Below are 25,763 nucleotides of genomic sequence, written 5' to 3'. Positions count from 1 at the left end.
GATGGCTCTGCTCACCGCGATCATGCTCATCATGGTCATCGGATCGCTGAGCGTGCTCATGCTCGGTGTGATGGTGGCCCAGGTGAAGCCGACCCTCTACGGCGAGAAGTACAGCCGGACGGTCGTGGCAGCGGAAGCCGGGATCGATGCCGCGCTGAGCCAGATCCGTTCTGCGACGAGCAAGCACAAGGTCTCCGGCGACGTCCTCGGAGACCCGAAGAAGTTGCCCTGCAGCGTTGCCGGGACGGTATCGGACGAGTCGGGCGAGTACGCGTACGCCGCGACCGTGACGTACTTCCTGGACGATCCGCGTGGGAAGAACGCGGCATGGCGGTCATCGAACGTCATCACCAGGTACTGCGAGCGGATCAACCGCGCCGTCCCAGCTTTTGCCGTCATCACCTCACGTGGCACGGACGCTACCGTTCCCGGACGTGCGGCGGACTCAGGCGACCGAACGATCGAATCGGTCTACACGTTCCAGACCATCAACCAGAACATCCAGGGCGGCACCATCTACGCCTTCGGGAACGGCTACTGCCTGCAGGCGGACGGCCTGACCGTCGGATCGACCATCTCGTACGTCGAGAGCAAGACGTGCGCCGCCAACGACGAGAAGCAGCAGTGGAGCTGGAAGGACGACTACAAGATCCACCTGTCGGTCTCTGATCTGACTTCCACCCCGTTGTGCATCACAGGGCGTCCTGCTGCAAAGAACTCGCGTGTGAATGCGACGCTCCAGGTGTGCCGAGCGAGGACCGCGGACCAGGACGAGATCGGGTCCAGCCAGCTGTTCAGCTGGCACGGTGGGGCGCTCTTTAAGGTGCAGAATCCTGAGAACAACAGCACGAGGCACTCCAAGTCCGGGACCAATGGGACCTGGGAGTTCTGTCTCGGTACGGGATCCGCGGGGACGCCGTTGTCGGGCAAGCCGAAATTGATGGTCGGAGACTGCGGTAACAACAACAACTGGTCCTCCTTCGCGCCGAGCCCGAAGGTCGGCGCGGCCGCTGCCTCCAAGAAGACCGACCAGATCGTCAACTACGCGGAATTTGGGCGGTGCGCCGATGTCACGACGCAGAAGACAAACTACAAATTCATGATTGTCTATCCCTGCAAGCAGAATCCGGCCGTCACCGGCGGCGACGCGGTGCAGTGGAACCACCGGTGGTTCTACCAGGAGCCGTGCGAACCGCTCGCGGATGGTTCGTGCGGTCTGTTCGGCCGGACGGACGCTCAGCAGGTCACGGTGAAGGTCGACGACAAGAGCAACCAGGTCTGGTGCATGAAGACCGCGGCACCCGGGGCCGTCCCCGCCTACATCACGTTCACTCAGACCTGCTCTGGCAAGGACGTCACCTGGTACCGCAGTGCGGACACGGGGGACAAGCAGACGAGCTGGCGGTTCGAGGACTCGTACGGGCGGTGCCTGGCCATCGGTCCGAAGGGTGAACCTCTTCAGAACGACCTTCCCAACTGGTCGACCATGGTCGTCGCGGAGTGCTCGAGTGCCCCTGACCAGAAGTGGAATGCGCCCGCTTTCGAGCAGGATGCCACGGTCGACAACTTCCGGGAGCTGAACACCTGAACGCCATGACCGACGACCGTGTGCTCTTTTGGCTCACCCTCGTCCTCCTCGTGCTTCTCGGCCTCATGCTCGGGTCCTTCCTCAACGTCGTGATCTGGCGAGTGCCGCGGGGTGAGTCGGTCGTGCGCCCACCGAGTGCGTGCCCTGCTTGCGGGCACTGCGTCCGGGCATACGACAACATCCCGGTTGTGTCGTGGCTCCTGTTGCGGGGGCAGTGTCGTGACTGCGGGCAGTCCATTTCCGCCCGGTACCCCGCGGTCGAGGCAGGGACGGCCGCGTTGTTCGCGCTGGTGCTCTGTCGGTTCGACATCTCCGGTGCGCTGCCGGCGTACCTGTACCTCGCTGCGATCTGCGTCGCACTTTTCCTCATCGACATCGACGTCAAACGGCTGCCCGATGTCATCGTCCTGCCTGCCTACCTCGTGCTACCTGCCCTCCTTCTCGCCGGTAGCTGGATCGATGGGGATTGGGATGCGCTGCTCCGGGCCTTCATCGGCGGGGTCGCGCTGTACGTCTTCTACTTCGTGGCCATGGTGGCGTACCCAGGCGGGATGGGCTTCGGGGACGTGAAGCTCGCTGGGGTCCTCGGGCTGGCTCTCGCCTGGGTTGGCTGGGGAGCCCTCGTCGTCGGTGCCTTCGGGGCATTCCTCCTCGGCGGAATCTTCTCCGTCATGCTGCTTGCGAGTCGTCGCGCTGGTCGCAAGAGCGGTATTCCCTTCGGCCCGTGGATGATCCTCGGGGCCGCTGTTGGGATCGGTTGGGGCGAGCGCCTCTGGGACGCGTATCTCGGCCTCATGGTCTGAGCCACAAGAACACCCTCTCCGACACTAATCCTCCGGCTCTGCGTGCCGATACGTCACAGAGTGAGAAGATCTCGCGCCGAGAGGGGACCAGTGTGGCCAAGCATCGAGTGATCGGACTCGACCTGGGGACGACGGCGGTGCGCGCCGCCGAGGTCGACTTCGGGTCGGGCGGTTCCCCCGCAACCCTGACGAACTACGACGAGGTAGCACTCCCGCTCGGAGCGATCCGTGACGGCGAGGTCGCCGACCAGCCAACGGTCGCGGCAGCACTCAAGGAGCTCTGGGGCAAGGCGAAGTTCAGCACGAAGGACGTCGTCCTTGGCGTCGGGAACCAGCGTGTTGCTGTCCGCGAGCTCGCGCTCCCGTGGATGCCGATGGCGCAGCTTCGTGCGTCCCTGCCGTTCCAGGTCCAGGACCTCCTGCCGATGTCGACCGACGAGGCGCTGCTCGACTTCTACCCGACAGACGACTACGAGGGTGACAACGGACGGGTGCTCGAGGGCCTGCTGGTCGCGGCGGCGCGGGATACCGTCGCGGCGAACGTCCTGGCTGTCGAAGCAGCTGGTCTTTCGCCCGTCATGGTGGATCTCAACGCGTTTGCGCTACTCCGAGGTATGACCCAGGGCCCTCTGGGCTCCAAGACCGTTGCCCTCGTCGATATCGGTGCTCGGATCACCAACGTCGTGATCGTCGCCAACGGGGTGCCACGGTTCGTTCGTGCCCTGCCTGCTGGTGGTCAGGATGCCACTGACGCGGTCGCACGCGGCCTCGGTGTCTCCAACAACGATGCGGAGCGCATCAAGCGCGAGATCGGCGTCGGCATGACCTCGAAACCCGAGTACGCCGATGGCGCAGAAGCCTTGGCGCACGTCTCGCAAAACCTCGTCGAGGCCGTCCGCAACACCTTCACCTACTACGCGGGCTCCCGAGCAGGTTCGCCGATCGACGTTGTTGCGCTCACGGGGGGCGGCGCGCATCTCCCCGGTCTGGGGCAGTTCCTCGCCAGCGCGAGCCGTCTCAGCGTCACGCTCGGTGATCCGCTCGGCGCGCTCCACGTCGCGAAGAGCATCGGTGGCCGCGAACGCTTCGTCGGACTGGAGTCACGGATGGCGCTACCCCTCGGCCTCGCATATGGAGTTGCAGCATGACCTCACTGCTTGAGAAGACAGGACGGCAGAAGCCGTCGAAGAGCGCTGATCTTGGCGCCCCGCGCCGCCCACAGGTGGACCTGCTCCCGCCCGAGGTGCGCGCAGGCCGAGGGCTGTCCCAGACCAAGCGGTGGCTGGGTGTGTCCCTCATCGTCACCGTCATGGTTGCTGGCCTGGGGTACGGCTGGGCATTCCTCACGGAGCGTGAAGCCGACGCGCATCTCGCGAAGGCCCAGAAGACCTCGGCTGACCTAGCTCAGGAGAAGGCGAAGTACGCCGAGGTGCCTGTGGTGCTCGGCGCCATCGCGGATGTCGAGCAGGCCCGCTTGCTGGGTATGTCGACCGAGGTCGCCTGGGCTCCGCACATTTCCGCGATCGCTGCGGTGCTGCCTCCCGGGACGAGCATTGAGTCCTTCAGCATCACCCAGGCATCGCCCACGCAGGAGATGGGAGTCCCTGGTGACCCCCTCAACGGACCTCGTGTCGCCTCGATCGCGTTCACCGCGCGGTCCGCGACTCTTCCTGATGCCTCTGCCTGGCTGGACGGACTCGACTCGATCCCCGGATTCACCGATCCCACGATGCAGAGCGCCACACTGACCGAGGAAGAAGCGCTTTCCTACTACTCGATGACATCCACGATCGAGGTGGACGAGTCAGCGCTCGCGAACCGATTCGTCGAAGTGAAGGAGTGACCATGCAGGCGACGAAGGCACGTGCCTGGATCACGGGAACTGTCGTAGCAGCACTGGTGATCCTTGTGGCGGCGTGGTTCCTGCTGATCTCACCGGTGCTCGCCAACGCGAGCGAGACGTCGGAGACGGCTCACGCGCAGGATAGCCAGAACGTGATCGAGCAGGGCAAGGTGGCGAAGCTCAAGGCCGACTTCGACAACATCGACAGCTACAAGGCAGAGCTTGCATCCCTCCGGAGAGCGATCCCCGCGAACCTCGACCACAGCCAGTTCCAACGCGACATGGCGACCATCGCGGCTGCTCACGGCGTGACGGTGATTTCCCTAACCACCAGTGGGTCGACACCGGTCGAGTTCCCGGCACCTGCCGCCGCCGACCCGCCAGCCGAGGACCCGGACGGTGCGGGCTCGGATGCCGCGGCCGGAGCGCCTGCGGGGCCCCAGTCGCTCGCGGGCCTCTATGAGGTGCCCGTGACGGTCGATCTGGTCGGCACCTATGAGAACGTCCTCGCATTCGTCACGGAGCTGCAGACGGTGAACCCTCGCCTCATCCTGCTCACAGGTCTCGACGGGACTGCTGTCAAGCAGTCGGACGGGTCGGGAGGGTCCCCCGCAACAAGCGACGGTGACCTCTCGCTGCTCCTGACCGGACAGATGTATGTCCTTCTGGACAAGAACGGCTCGGAGACGACCGACGACGCAGACGCGCCGACGGAGCTTCCCGTGCCTGACCCCGGGAAGAACCCCCTGCTCGGTCAGTAGGCCGGTCTCACGGGTCACATGCACCACCGCCCGCCGGGCGTCCGTTCTGCGGGCGCCCGGCATTCGTGTCTGTACGTCGTGGGAAGATGCAGCCATGCTTCGTTGGTTGACGTCTGGTGAGTCGCACGGCCCTGCTCTCGTGGGGATCATCGAGGGTGTTCCCGCAGGTGTGGAGGTGCTGACCTCCGACATCCAGGCGGCCCTCGCCCGCCGCCGGCTTGGCTACGGGCGTGGTGCGCGGATGAAGTTCGAGCAGGACGAGGTCCGCATCCTCGCCGGCCTGCGGCACGGCGTGAGCCAGGGTGGTCCGCTGGCCATCGAGATCGGTAACACGGAGTGGCCCAAGTGGGTCGACGTCATGGCGTCGGACCCGGTGGACCCTGAGCTCCTCAACCGCGCACGCAACGCGCCGCTCACCCGACCCCGCCCGGGTCACGCTGATCTCGTCGGCATGCGCAAGTATGGCTTCGACGACGCCCGCCCGGTCCTCGAGCGTGCGTCAGCCCGCGAGACCGCAACGCGCGTCGCCCTCGGCACGGTCGCCGCGAAGTTCCTCGAGCAGGCCCTCGGCATCCGCCTCGTGTCCCACGTGACGAGCATCGGCCCGGTCTTCGCCCCCGACGACGCCGCCGTCCCGACACCGGACGACGTGCACCTGCTCGACGCCGACCCCGTCCGCTGCTTCGACCCGGCGACGTCAGCAGCGATGGTCGAGGAGATCGACCAGTGCCACAAGGACGGCGACACCCTCGGGGGAGTCGTCGAGGTCCTCGCATACAACGTCCCCTCCGGGCTCGGCAGCTACGTGCACGGCGACCGGCGCCTCGACGCGAAGCTCGCGGCTGCGCTCATGGGTATCCAGGCCATCAAGGGCGTCGAGGTCGGCGACGGGTTCCGCACCGCTGCGCGCCGCGGGTCGCAGGCGCACGACGAGATCGAGCGGGACGCCAACGGCCGCATCCGGCGCCTGAGCAACCGGGCCGGCGGCATCGAGGGCGGCATGACCAACGGCGAGATCGTCCGCGTCCGTGCCGCGATGAAGCCCATCTCCACCGTCCCGCACGCGCTCGCGACCGTCGACGTCTCCACCGGTGAGGTCGCCAAGGCCCAGCACCAGCGGTCCGACGTCTGCGCCGTCCCGCCCGCTGCGGTCGTCGCGGAGGCCATGGTGGCCCTCACGCTCGTGGACGTCGTCCTCGAGAAGTTCGGCGGAGACTCTGTCGCCGAGGTGCGCCGCAACGCCGACGCCTACCTCGCGTCCATCCCCGAGCTGCTGCGCTGACATGACCACCCCGACGGGACCCCGCGTCGTCCTCATCGGACCACCCGGCTCCGGGAAGACCACGACCGGACGCTCCCTGGCGGAGCGCCTTCACGTCCGCTGGCGTGACACCGACGCCGACATCGAGACCACCGCCGGCAAGAGCATCTCCGACATCTTCGTCGACGACGGGGAACCCCACTTCCGCGCCCTGGAGCGCGAAGCCGTCACCACAGCGCTCGCCGTCCATGACGGTGTCCTCGCGCTCGGCGGCGGAGCGATCCTCGACCCGCACACCGAGGAGGCCCTCGCCGCCTACGCGGCCGCTGGCGGAACCATCGTGTTCCTCGACGTCAGCCTCGCCCAGGTCGCGCCGCGTGTCGGCTTCAACCAGGCCCGCCCGCTGCTCCTCGGCAACCCCCGCGCCAAGTGGCAGTCGCTCATGACAGCCCGCCGACCCGTCTACGAGCGGATCGCCACCCTCCACGTGCACACCGACGGCAAGAGCACCGGCCAGGTCGCGCGCGAGATCGTCGCCGCCCTCCAGACACCGCCTGCCGCCCCCTCCGACCCCGAGGACCAGTCGTGACCGACACCGACGCCACCACCCCGCCGCACTCCGTCGTCACCGTCACCGCCGAGCGCACCTACGACGTGGTCATCGGCCGTCAGCTCCTTGGTGCCCTGCCCCGCCTGCTGGGTGACGGCGTCCGTAAGGTCCTCGTCATCCACACCGAAGCCCTCGAAGCCTCTGCGGAGGCCGTTCGCGAGGACCTCGTCGCGCAGGGGTACGAGGCACTCATGGCGACCATCCCGGACGCCGAGGGCGCCAAGTCCATCGACGTCATCGCGTTCTGCTGGCAGATCCTCGGCACCTCCGACTTCACCCGCAGCGACGCCATCGTCTCCATCGGCGGGGGAGCCACCACCGACGCCGCAGGGTTCGTCGCCGCCACGTGGCTGCGCGGCATCAAGGTCGTGCACATCCCCACCACGCTCCTCGCGATGGTCGACGCGGCCGTCGGCGGCAAGACCGGCATCAACACCGCCGAGGGCAAGAACCTCGTCGGTGCGTTCCACAGCCCCGCCGGCGTGCTCTGCGACCTCGTCGCGCTCGAGACCCTGCCGAAGTGGGACTTCGTCGCCGGGCTCGCCGAGATCATCAAGACGGGGTTCATCGCGGACCCCGTCATCCTCGACCTCGTCGAGGCCAACGCCGCCGCCCTCCAGGCATGGCCCACCGCCGACGACCACCTCCGGGACGTCGTCCGGGAGCTCGTGGAGCGCTCGGTCGCCGTCAAGGCCCGCGTCGTCAGCGAAGACCTCAAGGAAGCGTCGCTGCGCGAGATCCTCAATTACGGGCACACTCTCGCCCACGCGATCGAGCAGGTCGAGCGGTACGCCTGGCGCCACGGCGCTGCCGTGTCGGTCGGCATGGTCTTCGCGGCCGAGCTCGCACGTCTCGCCGGGCGGCTCAGCGACGAGGTCGTCGACCGGCACCGGTCCATCCTTGGCTCCGTCGGACTGCCGCTGACCTACCGTGGGGACCGCTGGGAGCAGCTGCTCGCCGTCATGCGACGCGACAAGAAGTCCCGCGGGGACCTCCTGCGGTTCGTCGTCCTCGACGACGTCGCGAAGCCGTCGCGCCTCGAAGGGCCCGACCCGACGCTCCTCGCCGCCGCGTACGCCGAGATCAGCGCCGACGCGCCGTCGAGCCGCGCCATCTCCCTCTGAGAGGACACCCATGAGCGCCGAGAAGTCCTTCCACCCCGCCTACGGCGAGCCGGCCCACCACCCGGCCTACGGACAGCCGGCGGCAGACACCGTCACCGAGGCCCAGCTCGCGACGGTGCGTGAGGCGACCGCCCGGTCACGGCGCGTCGTCCCCGTGGTGTTCGCCGTCGAGGTCGTGTGCTTCGTCGGTGCGGTCGTCACCTGGTTCTCCGTGTGGAGCGTCATCCTGGGCGTCCTCGCGCTCGTCGCAGCCTGTGTCGGAATGTTCCTGTTCCGTGTCGCGTACGTCTCCGGGCGCGCTCTCCACGCCGTGGACGCCGTGGACAAGAACGCCGAGGCCGCGAAGCGCCGCTCCTTCGGGCTCATCGAGTAGTCGGGGTCCCGGCGCGGGCCGTGGCCCCGCCGTACTAGGCTCCAGCACCATGACGCGTGCACTCATCCTCAACGGACCCAACCTCGGCAGGCTCGGCGTGCGGGAGCCGGACGTGTACGGCGCCCTGTCCTTCGCGGACCTCGTCGCTGCGGGCGAGCGGTGGGGGAGCGAGCTCGGCATCGACGTCGAGGTGCGTCAGACCGACGACGAGGCTGAGCTCGTGCACTGGCTCCACGAGGCCGTCGACACCCGGTCGGACGTCGTGCTCAACCCTGCCGCATTCACGCACTACTCCTACGCCCTGCGGGACGCCGCCGCGCAGGTGACCAAGGGTGGCCTGCGGCTCGTCGAGGTGCACATCTCCAACCCCTACGCGCGCGAGGAGTTCCGCCACACGTCCGTCGTCGGCGCTGTGGCGACCGGGACGATCGCCGGCTTCGGGTTCGACTCGTACCGCCTGGCGCTCTCGGCGTTGGCGGACGGGTCCGTCGCTCCCTGACGCGCCGCACCGCCAATCAAGCCCTAGGCCTTGATTGGCCGCAATCAAGCCTGTAGCCTGGATCAATGTTCGTTCTCACCGTCGACCAACAACGCAGCACCTCCCGCGGCGACAAGGTGCCCGAGCTCCTCGCCCGCCTCGCGCCGGTCCTCGACGCCCTCCCAGGCGTCCGCTTCCCGTTCGAGCGGACGGTCGGGGACGAGGTCCAGGCCGTCCTCGACGACGCCGCCTCGACCCTCACCGTCGTCCTCGAGGTCGTCCGGCTCGGCGGCTGGCGCGCCGGCCTGGGGATCGGAGCCGTCACCACACCCCTCCCGGAGACGAGCCGGGCAGCCTCGGGGCAGGCGTTCATCCACGCCCGTGCGGCCGTCGACCGGGCCAAGGGCCGCAGCACCGCGGTGCCGGTCGCGGTCGAGAGCGACAGCCCCACCGCCGCCGACGTCGAGGCGCTGCTGCGCCTGCTGGGTGCCGTCGTCGAGCGACGCACCACGCAGGGGTGGGAGGTCGTCGACCTCCTGCGCCCCGACGTGACGACCGGCACACCCGCGCACCCCGGCCCCGGCAGGACGCAGAAGGACGTGGCCCGTATCCTCGGCATCAGCGAACAGGCAGTGAGCCAACGGGTGCGCTCCGCGCTGTGGGCAGAAGAGCTGGCAGCCCGGCCCCTCGCGGCCCGGCTGCTACGAGAGGCGGACCAGTGGGTGCAGGGGCGATCTTCGCCATCGTGATCGGGGTGCTGGCGGTCAGCGTCGTCGGCGGCTGGTACGTCACGCGCGGGGTCCTCACCCTTGCCGCACGGACCGCCACGGACGAGCCGACCGCGCAGTCCACGGCCGGCCAGGCGCCGGGCGGTGCGCCCGAGCAGGCCGCCGACGCAGGGCCCAACAGCCTGCGCGCCCGCGCTGCGCTGCGTGGTGGGACGTGGATCGGCATCCTCGAGCGCCTCGCCATCACGGCACTCATCCTCGTCAACTACCCGACCGGCGTCGCGATCCTCGTGGCCGTCAAGGGCCTGGGGCGCTACCCGGAGCTGCGGGACAACCCCGAGGCGTCCGAACGGTTCGTCATCGGCACGCTCGCCTCGATGCTCTGGGCGGGCGGGCTCGGCCTCCTGGGACGTTGGGCGATCACCGCAGGCTAGACTGGCCTCCGCTCTCCTGCGGCCCACGCGCGCCAGCCCCTCACCGGGACCCCTCGTGCCCGGCCTGACCCCGGCCGCAGTCGAATGTGAACGTGACAGTCAACACCGACAGGAAGATCGAACGTGGCTACCACCAACGACATCAAGAACGGCACAGTGCTCAAGCTCGACGGCCAGCTGTGGACCGTCATCGAGTTCCAGCACGTCAAGCCCGGCAAGGGTGGCGCGTTCGTCCGGACGAAGATGAAGCACGTCACGTCCGGCAAGACGGTCGACAAGACGTTCAACGCCGGCCTGAAGATCGAGACCGCGAGCGTCGACAAGAGCGACATGCAGTACCTGTACAAGGACGGCACGGACTACGTGTTCATGGACTCCTCCACGTACGACCAGATCTACATCCCCGAGACCACGGTCGGGGACGCGAAGAACTTCCTCCTCGAGAACCAGACCGCGCAGGTTGCGACGAACGAGGGCACCGTCCTCTACGTCGAGCTCCCGCCGTCGGTCGTCCTCGAGATCACGTACACCGAGCCGGGCCTCCAGGGTGACCGCTCGACCGGTGGCACCAAGCCCGCCACCCTCGAGACAGGCCACGAGATCCAGGTGCCGCTGTTCCTCGAGCAGGGCACGAAGGTCAAGGTCGACACCCGCGACTCGAGCTACCTGGGCCGAGTGAACGACTGACGTGGGAGCCCGTACCAAGGCGCGCAAGCGCGCGCTCGACGTCCTGTTCGAAGCCGAGCAGCGTCAGCTCGACCCCGCCGTCCTCCTCGCCGACCGCGTCATCGAGCCGGGGACGGAGTCGTCGCTCCCGCAGTACTCGGTCGACATCGTCGAAGGTGTCCTGGACAACCAGGACCGCATCGACGAGCTGCTCGAGACCTACTCGCACGGGTGGACGCTCGACCGCATGCCCGCCGTCGACCGCGCCCTCCTGCGGATCGGGTCGTGGGAGATCCTCTTCAACGACGACGTCCCTGACGCCGTCGCCATCGACGAGGCCGTCGAGCTCTCCCGGTCCCTGTCGACCGACGACTCGCCGGCGTTCGTCAACGGTCTTCTCGGCCGCATCCTCGAGCTCAAGCCGACGATCCGCGGCTGAGGCCCACAGCCGGACACAGCAGGAGACGGGCACTGCGCCCGGCGAACGACACGAGGCTCCGACCTGCAAGGGTCGGAGCCTCGTGTCATTCGCCCGTGCGCGGCTGGACTCAGCGCACGAAGAACCCCGTCGTCGCCTGGACGGTGCTCGGCACGGCCTCGGCGGGACGGCCGAGCATGTTGCCCTGCGCCTGCGTGACGCCGAGCGCGACGAGGGCCTCGAGCTCGTGCACCCGCTCGACACCCTCGGCCACGATCTCGAGGCCGTGCGCCCGGGCGAGCGCGACGATCGCCTGCAGCACCGCGAGGCCGGTGGGCGTCGCGATGTCGCGGACGAACGACTGGTCGATCTTGAGGATGTCGACCGGCAGCGAGGACAACCGCGCGAGCGAGTTGTACCCCGTGCCGAAGTCGTCGATCGCGATCTTGGCACCCTTGGTGCGCAGCTGGGACAGGATGCTCGCCGACTGCAACGAGTCGTGGAGGAGTGCGCTCTCGGTGATCTCGATGGTGAGCAGGCGCCAGTCACGCTCGCCCCACGCGTCGGAGAGATCGTCGAGGAAGCTCGGCTCCGCCAGCTGGCGTGCGCTGATGTTCACCGCGATCGGCAGGTCGAACCGCTCGGTCGCGGCGAAGGCACGGCGGAAGGTCATGTTGCCGATCGTCACGATGAGGCCGGAGTCCTCGGCGTAGACGATCCAGTCCTTCGGCTCGCGCAGCCGGCCGTTGTCCTCCCAGCGTGCCAGGGCCTCCAGGCCACGGACCTGGAGCGTCGTCGTGTCGACGATGGGCTGGAAGTGCACGCAGAACTGGCCCTTGTTCACGGCCTCGTCGATCTCGCGGCGCAAGCGTGCCTCGGCGGCGACGCGGGACTCGAGCTTGTGGTCGAAGACCACGACGCCACGCTTGCTGCGCTTGGCCTCGAGCATCGCCGTGTCGGAGAAGCGCAGCAGCGCGTCCGGGTCGACCTGCGCGCCGGGCTCCCACGTCGTCACACCGACGCTGATGCGCGGGATCGAGCGCGTGGTGGTGGCCGACTCGAACTCGCCACGGAACCTCATACCGAGCGCCAGCTGCTCGTCGTCCCGCCCGACCCGTTCCATGACGACGACGAACTCGTCGCCTCCCAGGCGGGCGACAAAACCATCGTCACCCGCGATCTTGCGCAGGTGGGTCGCGGCGAGCACGAGCAGGTGGTCGCCCCATGCGTGGCCGTACTGGTCGTTGGCGCGCTTGAACCCGTCGAGGTCTGCGTAGTACAGCGCCACCCGGGTGCGCTCGACGTTGGCACGCTCGAGGGCGTTCATGAGGTGTTCCTCGAGCGCGGCGCGGTTGGCGAGGCCGGTGAGCGTGTCGGTGAAGGCCGCCTTGCTCAGGCGGTCCGCGAGCGCGTGCCGCTCGGCGGCGGACGACACGATGTTGGCGATGGACAGCAGGAACCTGCGCTCGTCAGCGTCGGTCACGACACGGTCGGCGGGCGCGAGCTCGGTGACGAAGCGGCCGCGGGACAACGGGCGGATGGTGCCGCGGATGGACGTGTCGCCGAGGACGCACCGTGCCTCGTCCTCGGCGCGGCGCAGCAACGACTGCGGGTCCTTGACGTACCAGGCGAGGTTGCTGATCCTGCCCTGGGCGTCGCGCATGACGCTCTGCAGCTCGGCGCTGTGCTGGCTGCCGCGGATGCGGCGCAGCGCGAGGATCTCGAGGGCGACGATGAGGGGGATGAGCCACGTGCTCATCAGCGCCGCCCGGACGGCGGGGACGGGGACGAGGTAGGACGCCGTGAGCAGCGCGACGGCCAGGGCGCTGGCCCCGAGGAGAGCCTTGCGCGTGTGACGCCGCGGGGACCGCAGGATCGTCATGACGAGGTAGCTGCCGACGATCGCGGCGGGCAGGAGGAACGTGCCGATGTCGAGCACCGTCTGCAGGCCAGGTTCGCGCGACTCGCTGCGGGTGCCGACGATCCCCACGGTGAGGAGGAAGATGTGCGCCGAGAACAGGACGCTCGCGATGATGAGGTGCCAGCGGTAGCTCGGCCCCTCGGCGAAGGAGCGCGCCACCGGGAGCGCGAGGAGCAGCGCTCCCGCGACGGCCGCGGTGGCGAGGATCGCCAGCGTCCGGTGCACGGGTCCGTCGGGCGTCGCACCCGCGAGCGCGTCGAGAAGGAACACGGCGGCGAGGTTGATCGACCACAGGAGCGTCCAGTGCACGGACGGTCGCTGTCGTTCGTCGTTGCGCCACACCGTGTGCAGGACGCACAGTCCTGCTGCGAGTCCGGCCGCGACGCACTGCGCCATGACGATCCAGACGGTGGTGGTGTCATGCATGGATCAAGTATCGGTAGTGAACGGAAAAACTTGAGCACACTGGGCCGGTGAGGCTGCGTGAGCAAAAGTTACGGGTGCGTAGGTTAGCCTGGCAGGGTGATGACGCCGTCTGCCGACCGCCCTTGGTTGTCCTCGTACGCACCTGATGTGGCGCCTGATGTCACGGTGCCGGACGAGCCCCTCACCGATGCGTTGGACCGTGCCGCTCGGGATCATCCGGAGCGTGTCGCGCTCGACTTCATGGGCAGGCACACGACCTACCGGGACCTCGCCGCCCAGGTGTCCAGGGCCGCGTCGGCGTTGCTCGGGCTCGGGGTCGGCCCGGGGGACAGGGTTGCTGTGGCACTGCCGAACTGTGCCGCGCACGTCGTCGCGTTCTATGCCGTGCTGCGGATCGGAGCGGTCGTGGTGGAGCACAACCCCACGTACTCTGCCGCGGAGCTCGAGCACCAGCTCGCCGACTCGGGGGCTGTCGTGGCGATCTGCTGGGAGCCCACGGCGCTGCGCGTCCTCGAGGTGCAGTCCGCCACGGCGGTGCGCACGGTGGTGGCGGTCGACCTGTCGCGCGATCTGCCGGCACTCAAGCGGGCGGCACTGTCCCTGCCGGTCGGGCGGGCGCGGGAGCTGCGGGCATCGATGCGTGCCGATGTCCCCCGGAGCGTGCCCCGGTGGCGCACGCTCGTGCGGGCAGCCAGGCCGTTGCCGGCGAACCACCCGCGCCCGGCGGGGTCCGACCTGGCCCTGCTGCAGTACACGGGTGGCACGACGGGCACGCCCAAGGGGGCGATGCTCACCCACCGCAACCTGGTGGCCAACGCGGTCCAGGGGGCGGAGTGGACGGGTGCGGAGCGTCGCGCCGCCGCGGGTGCGCCGCACGACGTCGTGTACGGCGTCCTGCCGTTCTTCCATGCCTTCGGGTTGACCCTGTGCCTGTCGTACGCGATCCGCATCGCGGCGACGCTCGTGCTGTTCCCGAAGTTCGACCCGGTGGCGGTGCTGGCCGCGCAGCGGCGCATCCCTGGCACGTTCCTGCCCGCGGTGCCGCCGATGCTCGACCGGCTCACGACGGCGGCCCGGGCGGCGGACGCGGACCTCACGTCGTTCGCCTACGCGATCTGCGGTGCCATGGCGCTGCCGGCGGCAACCGCCGCGGCGTGGGAGGAGGTCACCGGGGGCCTGGCCATCGAGGGGTACGGGATGACCGAGACGTCGCCCGTGGCTCTCGGCAACCCGCTGTCCCCGGCCCGTCGTCCGGGGATGCTCGGCCTGCCCTTCCCGTCGACCTACATCCGGGTGGTCGACCAGGACGATCCGACCCGGCCCGTCGGGGTGGGCGAGCGCGGTGAGCTGCTCATCAGCGGACCGCAGGTCTTCGCCGGGTACTGGGCGCGCCCGGAGGAGAGCGCCGAGTCCCTCGTCGAGGCTGACGGGCGTACGTGGGTGCGGACCGGTGACGTCGTCGTCGTCGACGAGGACGGGTTCGTCGAGGTGGTGGACCGTATCAAGGAGATGATCATCACCGGCGGGTTCAAGGTCTTCCCGTCGCAGGTCGAGGAGTGGCTGCGACAGATGCCGGGCGTCGACGACGTGGCAGTCGTCGGTGTCCCGGGTGGGGACCTGGGGGAGAAGGTCGTCGCGGCGCTCGTGCTCGCCTCCGACGCCAACCCCGTGGACCTCGCTGCGGTACGCGCCTGGTGCGAGACGCGCCTGGCGCGGTACGCGCTGCCGCGTCAGCTCGTCATCGTCCGGGAGCTGCCCCGCTCCCAGATCGGCAAGGTGCTGCGCCGCGTGGTGCGTGAGCGGGTGCTCAAGAACGACCCGGAGTGATCCGTCGCGGTCCGCCCTGCGGACGCCTGGCCGGGCGAAGCCCGTGAGGACGGTAGGGTGAAGCATCCTGCAAGACATCCTTTAAGAGCCGTCCCGTGAGGCGGAGAAGGAGGTCGCCAGATGACGTCTGGCCCTGTCACGCCCTCCGGGCACGACGCGAACGACGCGTCCGCCCCTGCCACCATGAGCACCTCGACCACCGAGGTGCTCGGTGCCACCGAGATCGCCCGTGCGCTCACCCGCATCGCGCACGAGATCCTCGAGAAGAACAAGGGCGGCGCCGACGTCGTCCTCCTCGGGATCCCCACCCGTGGCGCCCCGCTCGCGGAGCGTCTCGCGCAGCGGATCGCGGAGGTCGAGCCCGGTCTCGACGCCTCCTCACTCGTCGGCACGCTCGACGTGACGATGTACCGCGACGACCTCCACCGCCAGCCGCCGCGCGCGATCGGCTCGACCGACCTGCCCGACGGCGGGATCGACGACAAGGTCGTCGTCCTCGTCGACGACGTGCTCTTCTCGGGCCGGACGATCCGTGCAGCGCTCGACGCGATCAGCGACGTCGGCCGACCGCGGGCCGTCCAGCTGGCCGCCCTCGTCGACCGCGGTCACCGGGAGCTGCCGATCCGCCCCGACTACGTCGGGAAGAACCTCCCGACGTCGCTCACGGAGCGGGTGCGCGTCCTCCTCGAGGAGACCGACGGGCACGACGCCGTCCTCATCAGCCACCCGGCGGGAGGCGCGGCGTGAAGCACCTGCTCACCACGCGGGACCTCTCCCGCGCGGACGCGATCCGTATCCTCGACACCGCGGCGCAGATGTCGGCGACGCAGTCACGGGAGATCAAGAAGCTCCCGACCCTGCGCGGCCGGACCGTCGTCAACCTCTTCTTCGAGGACTCCACCCGCACGCGCATCTCCTTCGAGACGGCCGCGAAGCGGCTCTCGGCAGACGTCATCAACTTCTCCGCGAAGGGCTCGAGCGTCTCGAAGGGGGAGTCGCTCAAGGACACCGCGCTGACCCTCCAGGCGATGGGCGCCGACGCCGTCGTCATCCGCCACCAGGCGTCCGGTGCCCCGCACATGCTGGCCCACGCCGGCTGGGTCGACTCCGCGGTGATCAACGCCGGGGACGGCATGCACCAGCACCCCACGCAGGCGCTGCTCGACGCGTACACGATCCGACGCCACGTCGACGCCTCCGGTGGCGTCACGGACCCGGGCTCCGTCATCGGCACAGACCTGGCGGGCGTCCGCGTCGCCATCGTCGGTGACGTGCTGCACTCACGGGTCGCCCGCTCGAACGTCCACCTGCTGCACACCCTCGGGGCGCACGTCACGCTCGTCGCCCCACCCACGCTCGTTCCCGTGGGCGTCGAGCAGTGGCCGTGCGACGTGTCGTTCCACCTCGACGAGGTGCTCGCCGACCAGCAGCCGGACGCGGTGATGATGCTGCGGGTCCAGCGCGAGAGGATGAGCAGCGCGGGCGGGGGCTTCTTCCCCGGGCCGCTGGAGTACACGCGCAACTACGGGCTCGACGCACGCCGGCTCGGGCTGCTGCCGGACCACTCCATCGTCATGCACCCCGGCCCGATGAACCGCGGCCTGGAGATCTCCGCAGAGGCCGCCGACTCACCCCGCGCGGTGATCGTCGAGCAGGTGGCCAACGGTGTCGCGGTGCGCATGGCGGTGCTCTACCTCCTGCTCGCAGGAGACGTCTCGACCGAGGTTTCGCAGGAGAGGGCAGGGCAGTGATGATTCCCAGCACGACGACGGACCGGTACCTCCTGCGGGGCGTGCACCCGCTCGGTGGTGACGCGGTCGACATGCTGCTCGCCGGGGGAGTGATCGAGGAGATCGCCCCCGCAGGCACGTTGTGGTCGGACGACCCCGTCCCCGACGGCACGCGGGTCATCGACGCCGCGGGACTCGTGGCGCTGCCCGGCCTGGTCGACCTCCACACCCACCTGCGTGAGCCGGGACGCGAGGACGCCGAGACGATCCGCTCCGGGACGCGGGCCGCAGCCGTCGGCGGGTTCACCGCCGTCCACGCCATGGCGAACACGACCCCGGTCCAGGACACCGCCGGTGTCGTGGAGCAGGTGTGGCGCATCGGCGCCGAGGCCGGCTGGGTCGACGTCCACCCGGTCGGCGCGGTGAGCGTCGGCCTCGAGGGCACGCACCTCGCCGAGCTCGGCGCGATGGCGTCGTCCGCCGCGCAGGTCCGCGTCTTCTCGGACGACGGCAAGTGCGTGTCGGACCCCATCCTCATGCGCCGTGCCCTCGAGTACGTCAAGGCGTTCGACGGCGTCATCGCCCAGCACGCACAGGAACCCCGCCTCACCGAGGGCGCGCAGATGAACGAGGGCGTCGTCTCGGCCGAGATCGGCCTGCAGGGCTGGCCCGCGGTCGCCGAGGAGGCGATCATCGCGCGCGACGTCCTGCTCGCCCAGCACGTCGGCTCGCGCCTGCACGTGTGCCACCTGTCCACCGCAGGGTCCGTCGACCTCATCCGGTGGGCCAAGGCCCGCGGGGTCGACGTGACGGCCGAGGTCACCCCGCACCACCTCATCCTCACCGACGAGCTCGCCCGGGACTACGACCCGCTGTACAAGGTCAACCCGCCGCTGCGTACACAGGCCGACGTCGAGGCGGTCCGGGAGGGCCTCGCGGACGGGACGATCGACATCGTCGCGACGGACCACGCCCCGCACACGCGCGAGGACAAGGACTGCGAGTGGGCCTCGGCGGCCTTCGGCATGACCGGGCTCGAGACGGCGCTGAGCATCGTGCAGCAGACGATGGTCGACACGGGCCGGATGACGTGGGCCGACGTCGCCCGCGTGCTGTCCGCCGCGCCGGCACGCATCGGCCGCATCACCGAGGGGGACCGTCCCCAGGGGCGCCCGCTCGCCGTCGGTGAGCCCGCGAACGTCGTGCTCGTCGACCCGGCAGCGCGGCGGGTCGTCGTGCCCGCCGAGCAGGCCACCGCCTCGGCCAACTCGCCGTTCGGCGGTCGGGAGCTCCCCGGGCAGGTCGTCGCGACCTTCCTGCGTGGCCGTGCGACCGTGCTCGACGGCGTGCCCGTCGAGCAGTCCGGCGGTTTGGCGTGAACCTTCCCCTGCCGGTCGCTGTCGCGATCATGCTCGGTGTCGGCGCAGCGATGCTCGTCCTCATGTGGCTCGGCTGGCGACGCCGCGGACAGCGCTCCGCGTCCCTCGTCGGCGAGCTGCCGTCCGTCCCGCCCGCGACGTCGCTCGGCGCGCCCCGCACGGAGCCCATCGCGGCCACGTACGTCTCGAGCACGACGTCGGGCGACTGGCTCGCCCGGGTCGTCGCCTCGGACCTGGGTGTCCGGTCCTCCGCCGTCGTGCAGGTGTTCGACGCCGGCGTGCTCATCGAGCGTGGGGGAGCGGCCGACGTGTTCGTGCCCGTCGCTGCCGTGCGCGGCGTGACCCTGAGCCCCGGCATGGCGGGCAAGTACGTCGGCAAGGACGGTCTCGTCGTCCTCAGCTGGGCGACGCCGGCGCCGGACGGCTCGACGACGCTCCTCGACACCGGCCTCCGGGTCGCACGGGCCGACCGTGCGGTGCTCGTCGCCGCCGTCGGGTCCCTCACCTCACACCAGTCCTCCGGCACACCCGCCGGCACACACATCCCCGACTCGCAGAACGACCCCGAGGAGTCCGAGTGACCACGCAACTGCACGCGACCAAGCCGACCGGCGAGGTGACCGACTCGGCGCTCCTCGTCCTCGAGGACGGCCGGACCTTCGCCGGACGCTCGTACGGCGCCGTCGGGACGACGCGCGGGGAGATCGTCTTCAACACCGGCATGACCGGGTACCAGGAGACCCTCACGGACCCGTCCTACCACCGCCAGATCGTCGTGATGACGGCCCCGCACATCGGCAACACCGGTGTGAACGACGAGGACCACGAGTCCCTGAAGATCTGGGTCAGCGGCTACGTCGTCCGCGACCCCGCCCGTCGCGCGTCCAACTGGCGCTCGGAGCGGTCGCTCGACGACGAGCTCGTCGCCCAGGGCGTCGTCGGCATCAGCGACATCGACACCCGCGCCCTCACCCGTCACCTGCGCGACCGCGGCGTCATGCGCGCCGCGATCTTCTCCGGTGCTGACCTGCTGGCGAACGGGTACCCGCGGTCCATCGAGGACCTCGTCGCCGATGTGCGCGCGACGCCGTCGATGTCCGGCGCCGACCTCGCGAACGAGGTGAGCACCCCCGAGGCCTACGTCATCGAGCCCTGCGGACCCTTCGAGGGAACGGACCCGGTGAGCACGGTCGTGGCCGTGGACCTCGGCATCAAGACGATGACTCCCCAGCGCCTCGCCGAGCGCGGCGTGCGCGTGCACGTCGTCCCCGCGTCGTCGACGATCGAGGACATCGAGGCGCTCGCACCTGACGGCGTGTTCTTCTCCAACGGGCCCGGCGACCCCGGCGCCGCGACCCACGAGGTCGAGCTGCTGCGCGCCGTCCTCGACCGCCGCCTGCCGTACTTCGGCATCTGCTTCGGCAACCAGATCCTCGGGCGTGCCCTCGGGTTCGGCACCTACAAGCTCGCGTACGGCCACCGGGGCATCAACCAGCCCGTCATGGACCTCGCGACGCGACGCGTCGAGATCACCTCGCACAACCACGGCTTCGCCGTCGACGCGCCCATCGGCGAGGAGGCGACCGCGCCGCACGACGGAGGCCGCTACGGGCGGGTCGTCGTCTCGCACGTCGGCCTCAACGACAACGTCGTCGAGGGCCTCGAGTGCCTCGACATCCCCGCGTTCTCCGTCCAGTACCACCCCGAGGCAGCCGCGGGTCCCCACGACGCCGCGTACCTCTTCGACCGATTCCTCGACCTCATGAGCTCGGGTGCGCGCACCGCGGCCGGCCTGTCCGCCGACCCCGCTGGCACCGCCCCCGGCATGACGTCCGACAAGGAGAACTGACCGTGCCTCGCAGAACCGACATCACCTCCGTCCTGGTCATCGGGTCCGGCCCGATCGTCATCGGTCAGGCCGCGGAGTTCGACTACTCCGGCACCCAGGCGTGCCGCGTGCTCAAGGAGGAGGGCCTGCGGGTCATCCTCGTCAACTCCAACCCGGCGACGATCATGACGGACCCGGAGTTCGCGGACGCCACGTACATCGAACCGATCACCACCGACGTCCTCGAGTCGATCATCGCGAAGGAGCGTCCCGACGCCGTCCTCGCGACGCTCGGCGGGCAGACGGCCCTCAACGCCGCGATCTCGCTCGACGAGGCCGGGATCCTCGAGAAGTACGGGGCCGAGCTCATCGGGGCGAACATCCCGGCGATCCAGAAGGGTGAGGACCGCCTCCAGTTCAAGAACGTCGTCGAGAAGTGCGGCGGGGAGTCGGCGCGCTCCGAGATCATCCACACGGTCGAGGAGGCCGTCGCGGCCGCCGACGACCTCGGGTACCCCATGGTCGTGCGGCCGTCGTTCACCATGGGCGGCCTCGGATCGGGCATCGCGTACGACGAGAAGGACCTGCGCCGCATCGTCGGCCAGGGCCTGCAGTACTCGCCGACGACCGAGGTGCTCCTCGAGGAGTCGATCCTCGGGTGGAAGGAGTACGAGCTCGAGCTCATGCGCGACAAGGCGGACAACGTCGTCGTCGTGTGCTCCATCGAGAACGTCGACCCGGTGGGCGTGCACACGGGCGACTCGGTCACGGTCGCCCCCGCGCTGACCCTCACGGACCGTGAGTACCAGAACCTGCGGGACATCGGCATCGCCGTCATCCGCGAGGTCGGCGTCGACACCGGTGGCTGCAACATCCAGTACGCGGTGCACCCCGAGACCGGGCGTGTCGTCGTCATCGAGATGAACCCCCGCGTGTCGCGGTCGTCGGCGCTGGCGTCCAAGGCGACCGGGTTCCCCATCGCGAAGATCGCCGCGAAGCTCGCCGTCGGCTACACCCTCGACGAGATCACGAACGACATCACCGGCTCGACGCCGGCCTCGTTCGAGCCGACCCTCGACTACGTCGTGGTGAAGGTCCCACGCTTCGCGTTCGAGAAGTTCCCCGCAGCCGACGACACGCTCACCACGACGATGAAGTCCGTCGGCGAGGCCATGGCGATGGGCCGCAACTTCACCGAGGCCCTCGGCAAGGCGCTGCGCTCGATCGACAAGACCGGGGCACAGTTCCACTGGGACGGCGAGCCCGTCTCCGGTGAGGCGCTCGACGCGTTGCTCGTCGAGATCTCCCGCCCCACAGAGCGCCGTCTCGTCCAGACGCAGCAGGCGCTGCGCGCGGGCGCGAGCATCGAGCAGGTGTTCGAGGCGACGAAGATCGACCCGTGGTACCTCGACCAGATCCAGCTCGTCAACGAGGTGGCCGCCGAGGTCGCGTCAGCCCACGCCCTCACGCGCGTCGTGCTCGAGCGTGCCAAGCGCCACGGCCTGTCCGACGCCCAGGTCGCGAGCCTGCGGGGCATCCGCGGCGAGCGCGGTGCCGGCGAGGCGACGGTCCGCGAGGTGCGGCGGGCCCTGGGTGTGCGTCCCGTGTTCAAGACGGTCGACACCTGCGCGGCGGAGTTCAAGGCCGAGACGCCGTACTACTACTCGAGCTACGACCTCGAGAGCGAGGTCCGCCCGCGTGAGCGCGAAGCCGTGATCATCCTCGGCTCCGGCCCCAACCGCATCGGCCAGGGCATCGAGTTCGACTACTCGTGCGTGCACGCCGCACTCGCCCTCAAGGACGAGTACGAGACCGTCATGGTCAACTGCAACCCTGAGACGGTCTCGACGGACTACGACACCGCGGACCGCCTCTACTTCGAGCCCCTGACGTTCGAGGACGTGCTCGAGGTGTACGAGGCTGAGCTCGCCGCGGGCCCCGTCAAGGGCATCATCGTCCAGCTCGGTGGGCAGACGCCGCTCGCGCTCGCACAGCGTCTCGCCGACGCCGGTCTGCCGATCCTCGGCACGTCGCCCGAGGCCATCGACGCGGCGGAGGACCGCGGCGAGTTCGGCCGCGTGCTCGCCGAGGCGGGGCTGCCCGCGCCTGCGTTCGGCACGGCCACGACGCTCGCCAAGGCGTGCGAGGTCGCGGCCGGGATCGGTTACCCCGTCCTCGTCCGCCCGTCCTACGTCCTCGGCGGACGCGGCATGGAGATCGTGTACAGCGAGGAGCAGCTCACCGGGTATGTCGAGCGGGCGCTCGGGGAGGTCGCCCTCGCGGGGGGCCACCTCGCGCCCATCCTCATCGACAGGTTCCTCGACGACGCCATGGAGATCGACGTCGACGCCCTGTACGACGGCGAGGAGATGTTCCTCGGCGGTGTCATGGAGCACATCGAGGAGGCCGGGATCCACTCCGGTGACTCGGCGTGCGTCCTGCCGCCCGTCTCGCTCAGCGAGTCGGAGATCGAACGGATCCGCCGATCGACCGAGGCGATCGCCAAGGGCGTCGGGGTCCGCGGGCTGCTCAACGTGCAGTTCGCCCTCGTCTCCGACGTGCTCTACGTGCTCGAGGCCAACCCCCGCGCGTCGCGGACCGTCCCGTTCGTGTCCAAGGCGACGGGCGTCTCGCTCGCCAAGGCTGCGGCGCTCGTCATGGCTGGACGGAGCATCGCGGACCTGCGCGCCTCCGGCGTGCTCCCGCTCACCGGCGACGGCGGGACGATCGACCTCGACGCTCCGATCGCCGTCAAGGAGGCCGTGCTGCCCTTCAAGCGGTTCCGCACGACCGAGGGCGTCGCGGTCGACACGGTGCTCGGCCCGGAGATGCGCTCGACGGGCGAGGTCATGGGCTTCGACGTCGACTTCCCGACGGCGTTCGCCAAGTCCCAGGCTGCCGCGTTCGGGGGGCTGCCCACGAGCGGTGCCGTGTTCGTGTCCGTCGCCGACCGCGACAAGCGGGGCATCGTCTTCCCGGTCAAGCGTCTCGCGGAGCTGGGCTTCGAGATCCTCGCCACGGCCGGCACGGCGAACGTCCTGCGTCGCAACGGCATCGAGTCCACCGTGGTGCGCAAGTACTCCGAGGGGCGCAGCGCCGAGGGAGAGCCGACGATCGTCGACCTCATCACCGAGGGCCGCGTCGCGATGGTGGTCAACACCCCGTCGGGGCAGGGAGCACGCGCCGACGGCTACGAGATCCGCGCGGCGACCACGGCGGCCGACAAGCCGATCGTCACGACCGTCGCCCAGATGGCGGCGGCGGTCCAGGGCATCGAGGCCGTCCTCGCCGGCCCCTTCGACGTGCGCAGCCTGCAGGAGTACGACCTCGGTGAGGCCCCGCGGTGACCGCGCCCTTCGGTGAGCGGCTCGCGGCGGCGATGACCGCGCACGGTCCGCTGTGCGTGGGCATCGACCCCCACCCCGGGCTCCTCGCCGCCTGGGGGCTCCCCGACGACGCCCGGGGTCTGCGGGACTTCTCGCTCACCGTCCTCGATGCGCTCGGTGGGCAGGTCGCGGCGCTCAAGCCGCAGTCCGCGCTCTTCGAGCGTCACGGCTCGGCAGGTGTCGCTGTCCTCGAGGAGGTCGTCTCCGTCGCGCGCTCGGCGCGGACGCTGACGATCGTCGACGCCAAGCGGGGCGACATCGGCTCGACCATGGACGGGTACGCCGACGCGTACCTGCGCGAGGGGTCGCCCCTTGCGGGCGACGCGCTCACGGTGTCCCCGTTCCTCGGGTTCGGGTCGCTCGCGCCCGCGATCGAGGCAGCCGCGTCGAGCGGTCGCGGACTCTTCGTCCTGTGCCTCACCTCCAACCCGCAGGGCCCGCAGGTCCAGCACGCGAGGACGGCCGAGGGGACGACCGTGGCGGCGTCGATCGCGGCGGAGGTCGCCGCGCTCAACACCGAGGCGGCCGCCCGGGGGACGCTCGGGTCCGTGGGGCTCGTCGTCGGTGCGACGATCGGCGACGCGGCAGCGCGCGCCGGCGTCGACCTCGCGGTCGGGGGACCGTTGCTGGCACCCGGCGTCGGCGCCCAGGGCGCGGGGCCGGCAGAGCTCGCGGCGGTCTTCGGTGACGCCCGTTCGCAGGTTCTGGCCTCGTCGTCGCGCGGGGTCCTGGGCGCCGGTCCGGACACGCGCGCGCTGCTCGCAGCGGCGCGTCGCGCGGCGGACGATGCAGCCGGAGCGCTCGGTACTCGCGTTCGCCTTGCCGACCAGCGGAAACGTGGCTAGTTTCACAGAGACGTTTTCCGTCCGTCCCCAAAGAAGGTGACCGGAGTGCCATTACCTGAGCTCACCCCGGAGCAGCGGACCGCCGCGCTCGAGAAAGCCGCAGTTGCACGCCGGGCCCGGGCGGAGGTGAAGAACCGTCTGAAGTATTCTTCAGGGGCACTCTCCGACGTCATCACCCAGGGTCGAACCGACGATGTCATCGGGAAGCTCAAGGTCGTGTCGCTGCTTGAGTCCCTGCCCGGTGTCGGCAAGGTCAAGGCGCGCGCCATCATGGCGGAGGTCGGCATCGCCGAGAGCCGCCGAGTGCGCGGACTGGGCCCGCACCAGGCGGCTGCCCTCATCGAAAGGTTTGGTTGATCATCTCTGCTTCGCCCCTCCCCGGACCGCAGCCCGCTCGTCTGACGGTCCTGGCGGGACCCACGGCTGTCGGTAAGGGAACCGTCTCCGCGGACATCCGCGCCAGGTATCCGCAGGTGTGGTTGTCCGTCTCGGCCACGACACGGGACCCACGGCCCGGGGAGATCGACGGGGTGCACTACCACTTCGTCGGACCGGAGCGATTCGCTGAGATGGTCGAGCGCGGCGAGCTCCTCGAGTGGGCCGTGGTGCACGGGCAGAACAGCTACGGCACGCCTCGCCGGGCCGTCGAGGAGCGGCTCGCCGAGGGGGTTCCCGCGCTCCTGGAGATCGACCTCCAGGGCGCGCGGCAGGTGCGGGAGAGCATGCCCGACGCCCGGTTCGTGTTCCTCGCCCCACCGAGCTGGGAGGAGCTCGAGCGGCGCCTCGTCGGGCGCGGCACCGAGGGCCCGGAGGAGCGCGAGCGGCGACTTGCCACAGCGCGCGTGGAGCTCGCGGCCGAGCCCGAGTTCGACCACGTCGTCGTCAACGACGACGTCCACCGCGCGACGGACGAGATCATGTCGATCATGGGGCTCGTCGCCCCGGGGCCCGCCGCCGGGTAGACTGGCGGACTGACTGCCCCGCCCGCGCACCGTCCGCAGCGCGGGGTCCCGCCCCTGCATCCTCTGGAGTCATCTGTGTCTGGAACCGTCGCCGCCCCCGTCGGCATCACCGACCCGCCCATCGACGACCTGCTCGAGCGTGCGGACTCCAAGTACGCCCTCGTCGTGTACTCCGCCAAGCGCGCCCGTCAGATCAACGCGTACTACTCGCAGCTCCACGAGGGCCTGCTCGAGTTCGTCGGCCCGCTCGTCGAGACCCGCCACCAGGAGAAGCCGCTGTCGATCGCGATGCGTGAGATCAACGCCGGGCTCCTGACGATCGAGGCGACCGAGCCGACACCCAAGGGTTCTCCGAAGAAGCGCTGACAACGG

The 25,763-nt window shown here is 69.7% G+C and carries 26 protein-coding genes; 25 read left to right on the top strand and 1 reads right to left on the bottom strand.

Annotated features, from left to right (window positions below):
* The first annotated feature begins 1 nt into the window (after position 1).
* The 14 genes from AC2AXK_RS06510 to nusB all read left to right on the top strand — a co-directional run bounded on the left by AC2AXK_RS06510 (position 2) and on the right by nusB (position 11,108).
* Entirely contained in the window at positions 2–1,588 is a 1,587-nt protein-coding gene (locus AC2AXK_RS06510; RefSeq protein ID WP_484344544.1) for a hypothetical protein, read from the top strand.
* A 5-nt stretch (positions 1,589–1,593) separates the two neighbouring features.
* Positions 1,594–2,391, top strand: a complete 798-nt coding sequence (locus tag AC2AXK_RS06505; protein WP_484344543.1) for a prepilin peptidase — start codon at positions 1,594–1,596, stop codon at positions 2,389–2,391.
* Between the two features lie 92 nt (positions 2,392–2,483).
* Positions 2,484–3,539 (top strand): type IV pilus assembly protein PilM, encoded by a 1,056-nt coding sequence (pilM, locus tag AC2AXK_RS06500; RefSeq protein WP_484344542.1) that lies wholly within the window; start codon positions 2,484–2,486, stop codon positions 3,537–3,539.
* Positions 3,536–4,234: a PilN domain-containing protein gene (locus tag AC2AXK_RS06495; protein ID WP_484344541.1), complete on the top strand. Its 699-nt coding sequence runs from the start codon at positions 3,536–3,538 to the stop codon at positions 4,232–4,234. The genes pilM and AC2AXK_RS06495 overlap by 4 nt, the downstream gene beginning before the upstream one ends.
* 2 nt (positions 4,235–4,236) lie before the next feature.
* Positions 4,237–4,995 (top strand): hypothetical protein, encoded by a 759-nt coding sequence (locus AC2AXK_RS06490; protein WP_484344540.1) that lies wholly within the window; start codon positions 4,237–4,239, stop codon positions 4,993–4,995.
* A 94-nt stretch (positions 4,996–5,089) separates the two neighbouring features.
* A complete protein-coding gene (aroC, locus tag AC2AXK_RS06485) occupies positions 5,090–6,277 on the top strand; it encodes a chorismate synthase (RefSeq protein ID WP_484344539.1) in 1,188 nt (395 codons plus the stop codon).
* A gap of 1 nt (position 6,278) precedes the next feature.
* Positions 6,279–6,845 (top strand): shikimate kinase, encoded by a 567-nt coding sequence (locus tag AC2AXK_RS06480; RefSeq protein WP_484344538.1) that lies wholly within the window; start codon positions 6,279–6,281, stop codon positions 6,843–6,845.
* Positions 6,842–7,990: a 3-dehydroquinate synthase gene (gene aroB, locus AC2AXK_RS06475; protein ID WP_484344537.1), complete on the top strand. Its 1,149-nt coding sequence runs from the start codon at positions 6,842–6,844 to the stop codon at positions 7,988–7,990. Before AC2AXK_RS06480 ends, aroB begins: the two co-directional genes overlap by 4 nt.
* A gap of 10 nt (positions 7,991–8,000) precedes the next feature.
* On the top strand, positions 8,001–8,363 hold the full coding sequence (locus AC2AXK_RS06470; protein WP_484344536.1) for a hypothetical protein: 363 nt from the start codon (positions 8,001–8,003) through the stop codon (positions 8,361–8,363).
* A gap of 49 nt (positions 8,364–8,412) precedes the next feature.
* Positions 8,413–8,862 carry a type II 3-dehydroquinate dehydratase gene (gene aroQ / locus AC2AXK_RS06465; RefSeq protein WP_484344535.1) on the top strand — a complete coding sequence of 150 codons (450 nt, stop codon included), beginning with the start codon at positions 8,413–8,415 and terminating at the stop codon, positions 8,860–8,862.
* 65 nt (positions 8,863–8,927) lie between these two features.
* On the top strand, positions 8,928–9,590 hold the full coding sequence (locus AC2AXK_RS06460) for a sigma factor-like helix-turn-helix DNA-binding protein (protein ID WP_484344534.1): 663 nt from the start codon (positions 8,928–8,930) through the stop codon (positions 9,588–9,590).
* Positions 9,587–10,003 (top strand): hypothetical protein, encoded by a 417-nt coding sequence (locus AC2AXK_RS06455; protein WP_484344533.1) that lies wholly within the window; start codon positions 9,587–9,589, stop codon positions 10,001–10,003. The genes AC2AXK_RS06460 and AC2AXK_RS06455 overlap by 4 nt, the downstream gene beginning before the upstream one ends.
* Before the next feature lie 123 nt (positions 10,004–10,126).
* Positions 10,127–10,690, top strand: a complete 564-nt coding sequence (gene efp / locus AC2AXK_RS06450) for an elongation factor P (protein WP_484344532.1) — start codon at positions 10,127–10,129, stop codon at positions 10,688–10,690.
* A 1-nt stretch (position 10,691) separates the two neighbouring features.
* Complete coding sequence (gene nusB, locus AC2AXK_RS06445) at positions 10,692–11,108, top strand: transcription antitermination factor NusB (RefSeq protein ID WP_484344531.1); 417 nt, start codon at positions 10,692–10,694, stop codon at positions 11,106–11,108.
* Positions 11,109–11,217: 109 nt separating this feature from the next.
* Here nusB and AC2AXK_RS06440 read toward each other — a convergent pair whose 3' ends face one another.
* The gene (locus AC2AXK_RS06440) at positions 11,218–13,434 is read right to left on the bottom strand and encodes a putative bifunctional diguanylate cyclase/phosphodiesterase (protein WP_484344530.1); all 2,217 of its coding nucleotides are present in this window, start codon (positions 13,432–13,434) and stop codon (positions 11,218–11,220) included.
* 99 nt (positions 13,435–13,533) lie between these two features.
* Here AC2AXK_RS06440 and AC2AXK_RS06435 point away from each other — a divergent pair, with 99 nt between their 5' ends.
* From AC2AXK_RS06435 to rpoZ, 11 genes are all read left to right on the top strand, one after another.
* Complete coding sequence (locus AC2AXK_RS06435; RefSeq protein WP_484344908.1) at positions 13,534–15,261, top strand: AMP-binding protein; 1,728 nt, start codon at positions 13,534–13,536, stop codon at positions 15,259–15,261.
* A gap of 120 nt (positions 15,262–15,381) precedes the next feature.
* Positions 15,382–16,008 (top strand): bifunctional pyr operon transcriptional regulator/uracil phosphoribosyltransferase PyrR, encoded by a 627-nt coding sequence (gene pyrR, locus AC2AXK_RS06430; RefSeq protein ID WP_484344529.1) that lies wholly within the window; start codon positions 15,382–15,384, stop codon positions 16,006–16,008.
* Positions 16,005–17,012 (top strand): aspartate carbamoyltransferase catalytic subunit, encoded by a 1,008-nt coding sequence (locus AC2AXK_RS06425; RefSeq protein WP_484344528.1) that lies wholly within the window; start codon positions 16,005–16,007, stop codon positions 17,010–17,012. Before pyrR ends, AC2AXK_RS06425 begins: the two co-directional genes overlap by 4 nt.
* Complete coding sequence (locus AC2AXK_RS06420; protein WP_484344907.1) at positions 17,012–18,370, top strand: dihydroorotase; 1,359 nt, start codon at positions 17,012–17,014, stop codon at positions 18,368–18,370. The genes AC2AXK_RS06425 and AC2AXK_RS06420 overlap by 1 nt, the downstream gene beginning before the upstream one ends.
* Positions 18,367–18,951 carry a PH-like domain-containing protein gene (locus AC2AXK_RS06415; protein ID WP_484344527.1) on the top strand — a complete coding sequence of 195 codons (585 nt, stop codon included), beginning with the start codon at positions 18,367–18,369 and terminating at the stop codon, positions 18,949–18,951. Before AC2AXK_RS06420 ends, AC2AXK_RS06415 begins: the two co-directional genes overlap by 4 nt.
* Positions 18,948–20,219, top strand: coding sequence for a glutamine-hydrolyzing carbamoyl-phosphate synthase small subunit (gene carA / locus AC2AXK_RS06410; protein ID WP_484344526.1), 1,272 nt, complete (start codon positions 18,948–18,950; stop codon positions 20,217–20,219). Before AC2AXK_RS06415 ends, carA begins: the two co-directional genes overlap by 4 nt.
* 2 nt (positions 20,220–20,221) lie before the next feature.
* The gene (carB, locus tag AC2AXK_RS06405) at positions 20,222–23,545 is read left to right on the top strand and encodes a carbamoyl-phosphate synthase large subunit (protein ID WP_484344525.1); all 3,324 of its coding nucleotides are present in this window, start codon (positions 20,222–20,224) and stop codon (positions 23,543–23,545) included.
* On the top strand, positions 23,542–24,429 hold the full coding sequence (gene pyrF / locus AC2AXK_RS06400) for an orotidine-5'-phosphate decarboxylase (RefSeq protein WP_484344524.1): 888 nt from the start codon (positions 23,542–23,544) through the stop codon (positions 24,427–24,429). Before carB ends, pyrF begins: the two co-directional genes overlap by 4 nt.
* 45 nt (positions 24,430–24,474) lie before the next feature.
* Entirely contained in the window at positions 24,475–24,786 is a 312-nt protein-coding gene (mihF, locus tag AC2AXK_RS06395; protein WP_484344523.1) for an integration host factor, actinobacterial type, read from the top strand.
* A gap of 2 nt (positions 24,787–24,788) precedes the next feature.
* Positions 24,789–25,391, top strand: coding sequence for a guanylate kinase (gmk, locus tag AC2AXK_RS06390; RefSeq protein WP_484344906.1), 603 nt, complete (start codon positions 24,789–24,791; stop codon positions 25,389–25,391).
* A gap of 75 nt (positions 25,392–25,466) precedes the next feature.
* Positions 25,467–25,757: a DNA-directed RNA polymerase subunit omega gene (gene rpoZ, locus AC2AXK_RS06385; protein ID WP_484344522.1), complete on the top strand. Its 291-nt coding sequence runs from the start codon at positions 25,467–25,469 to the stop codon at positions 25,755–25,757.
* Positions 25,758–25,763 lie beyond the last annotated feature (6 nt).

This window comes from Sanguibacter sp. Z6_81, assembly GCF_057180625.1.
Note: the sequence above shows the minus strand (reverse complement) of the source record. Positions and strands in the feature narration are given on the sequence as shown.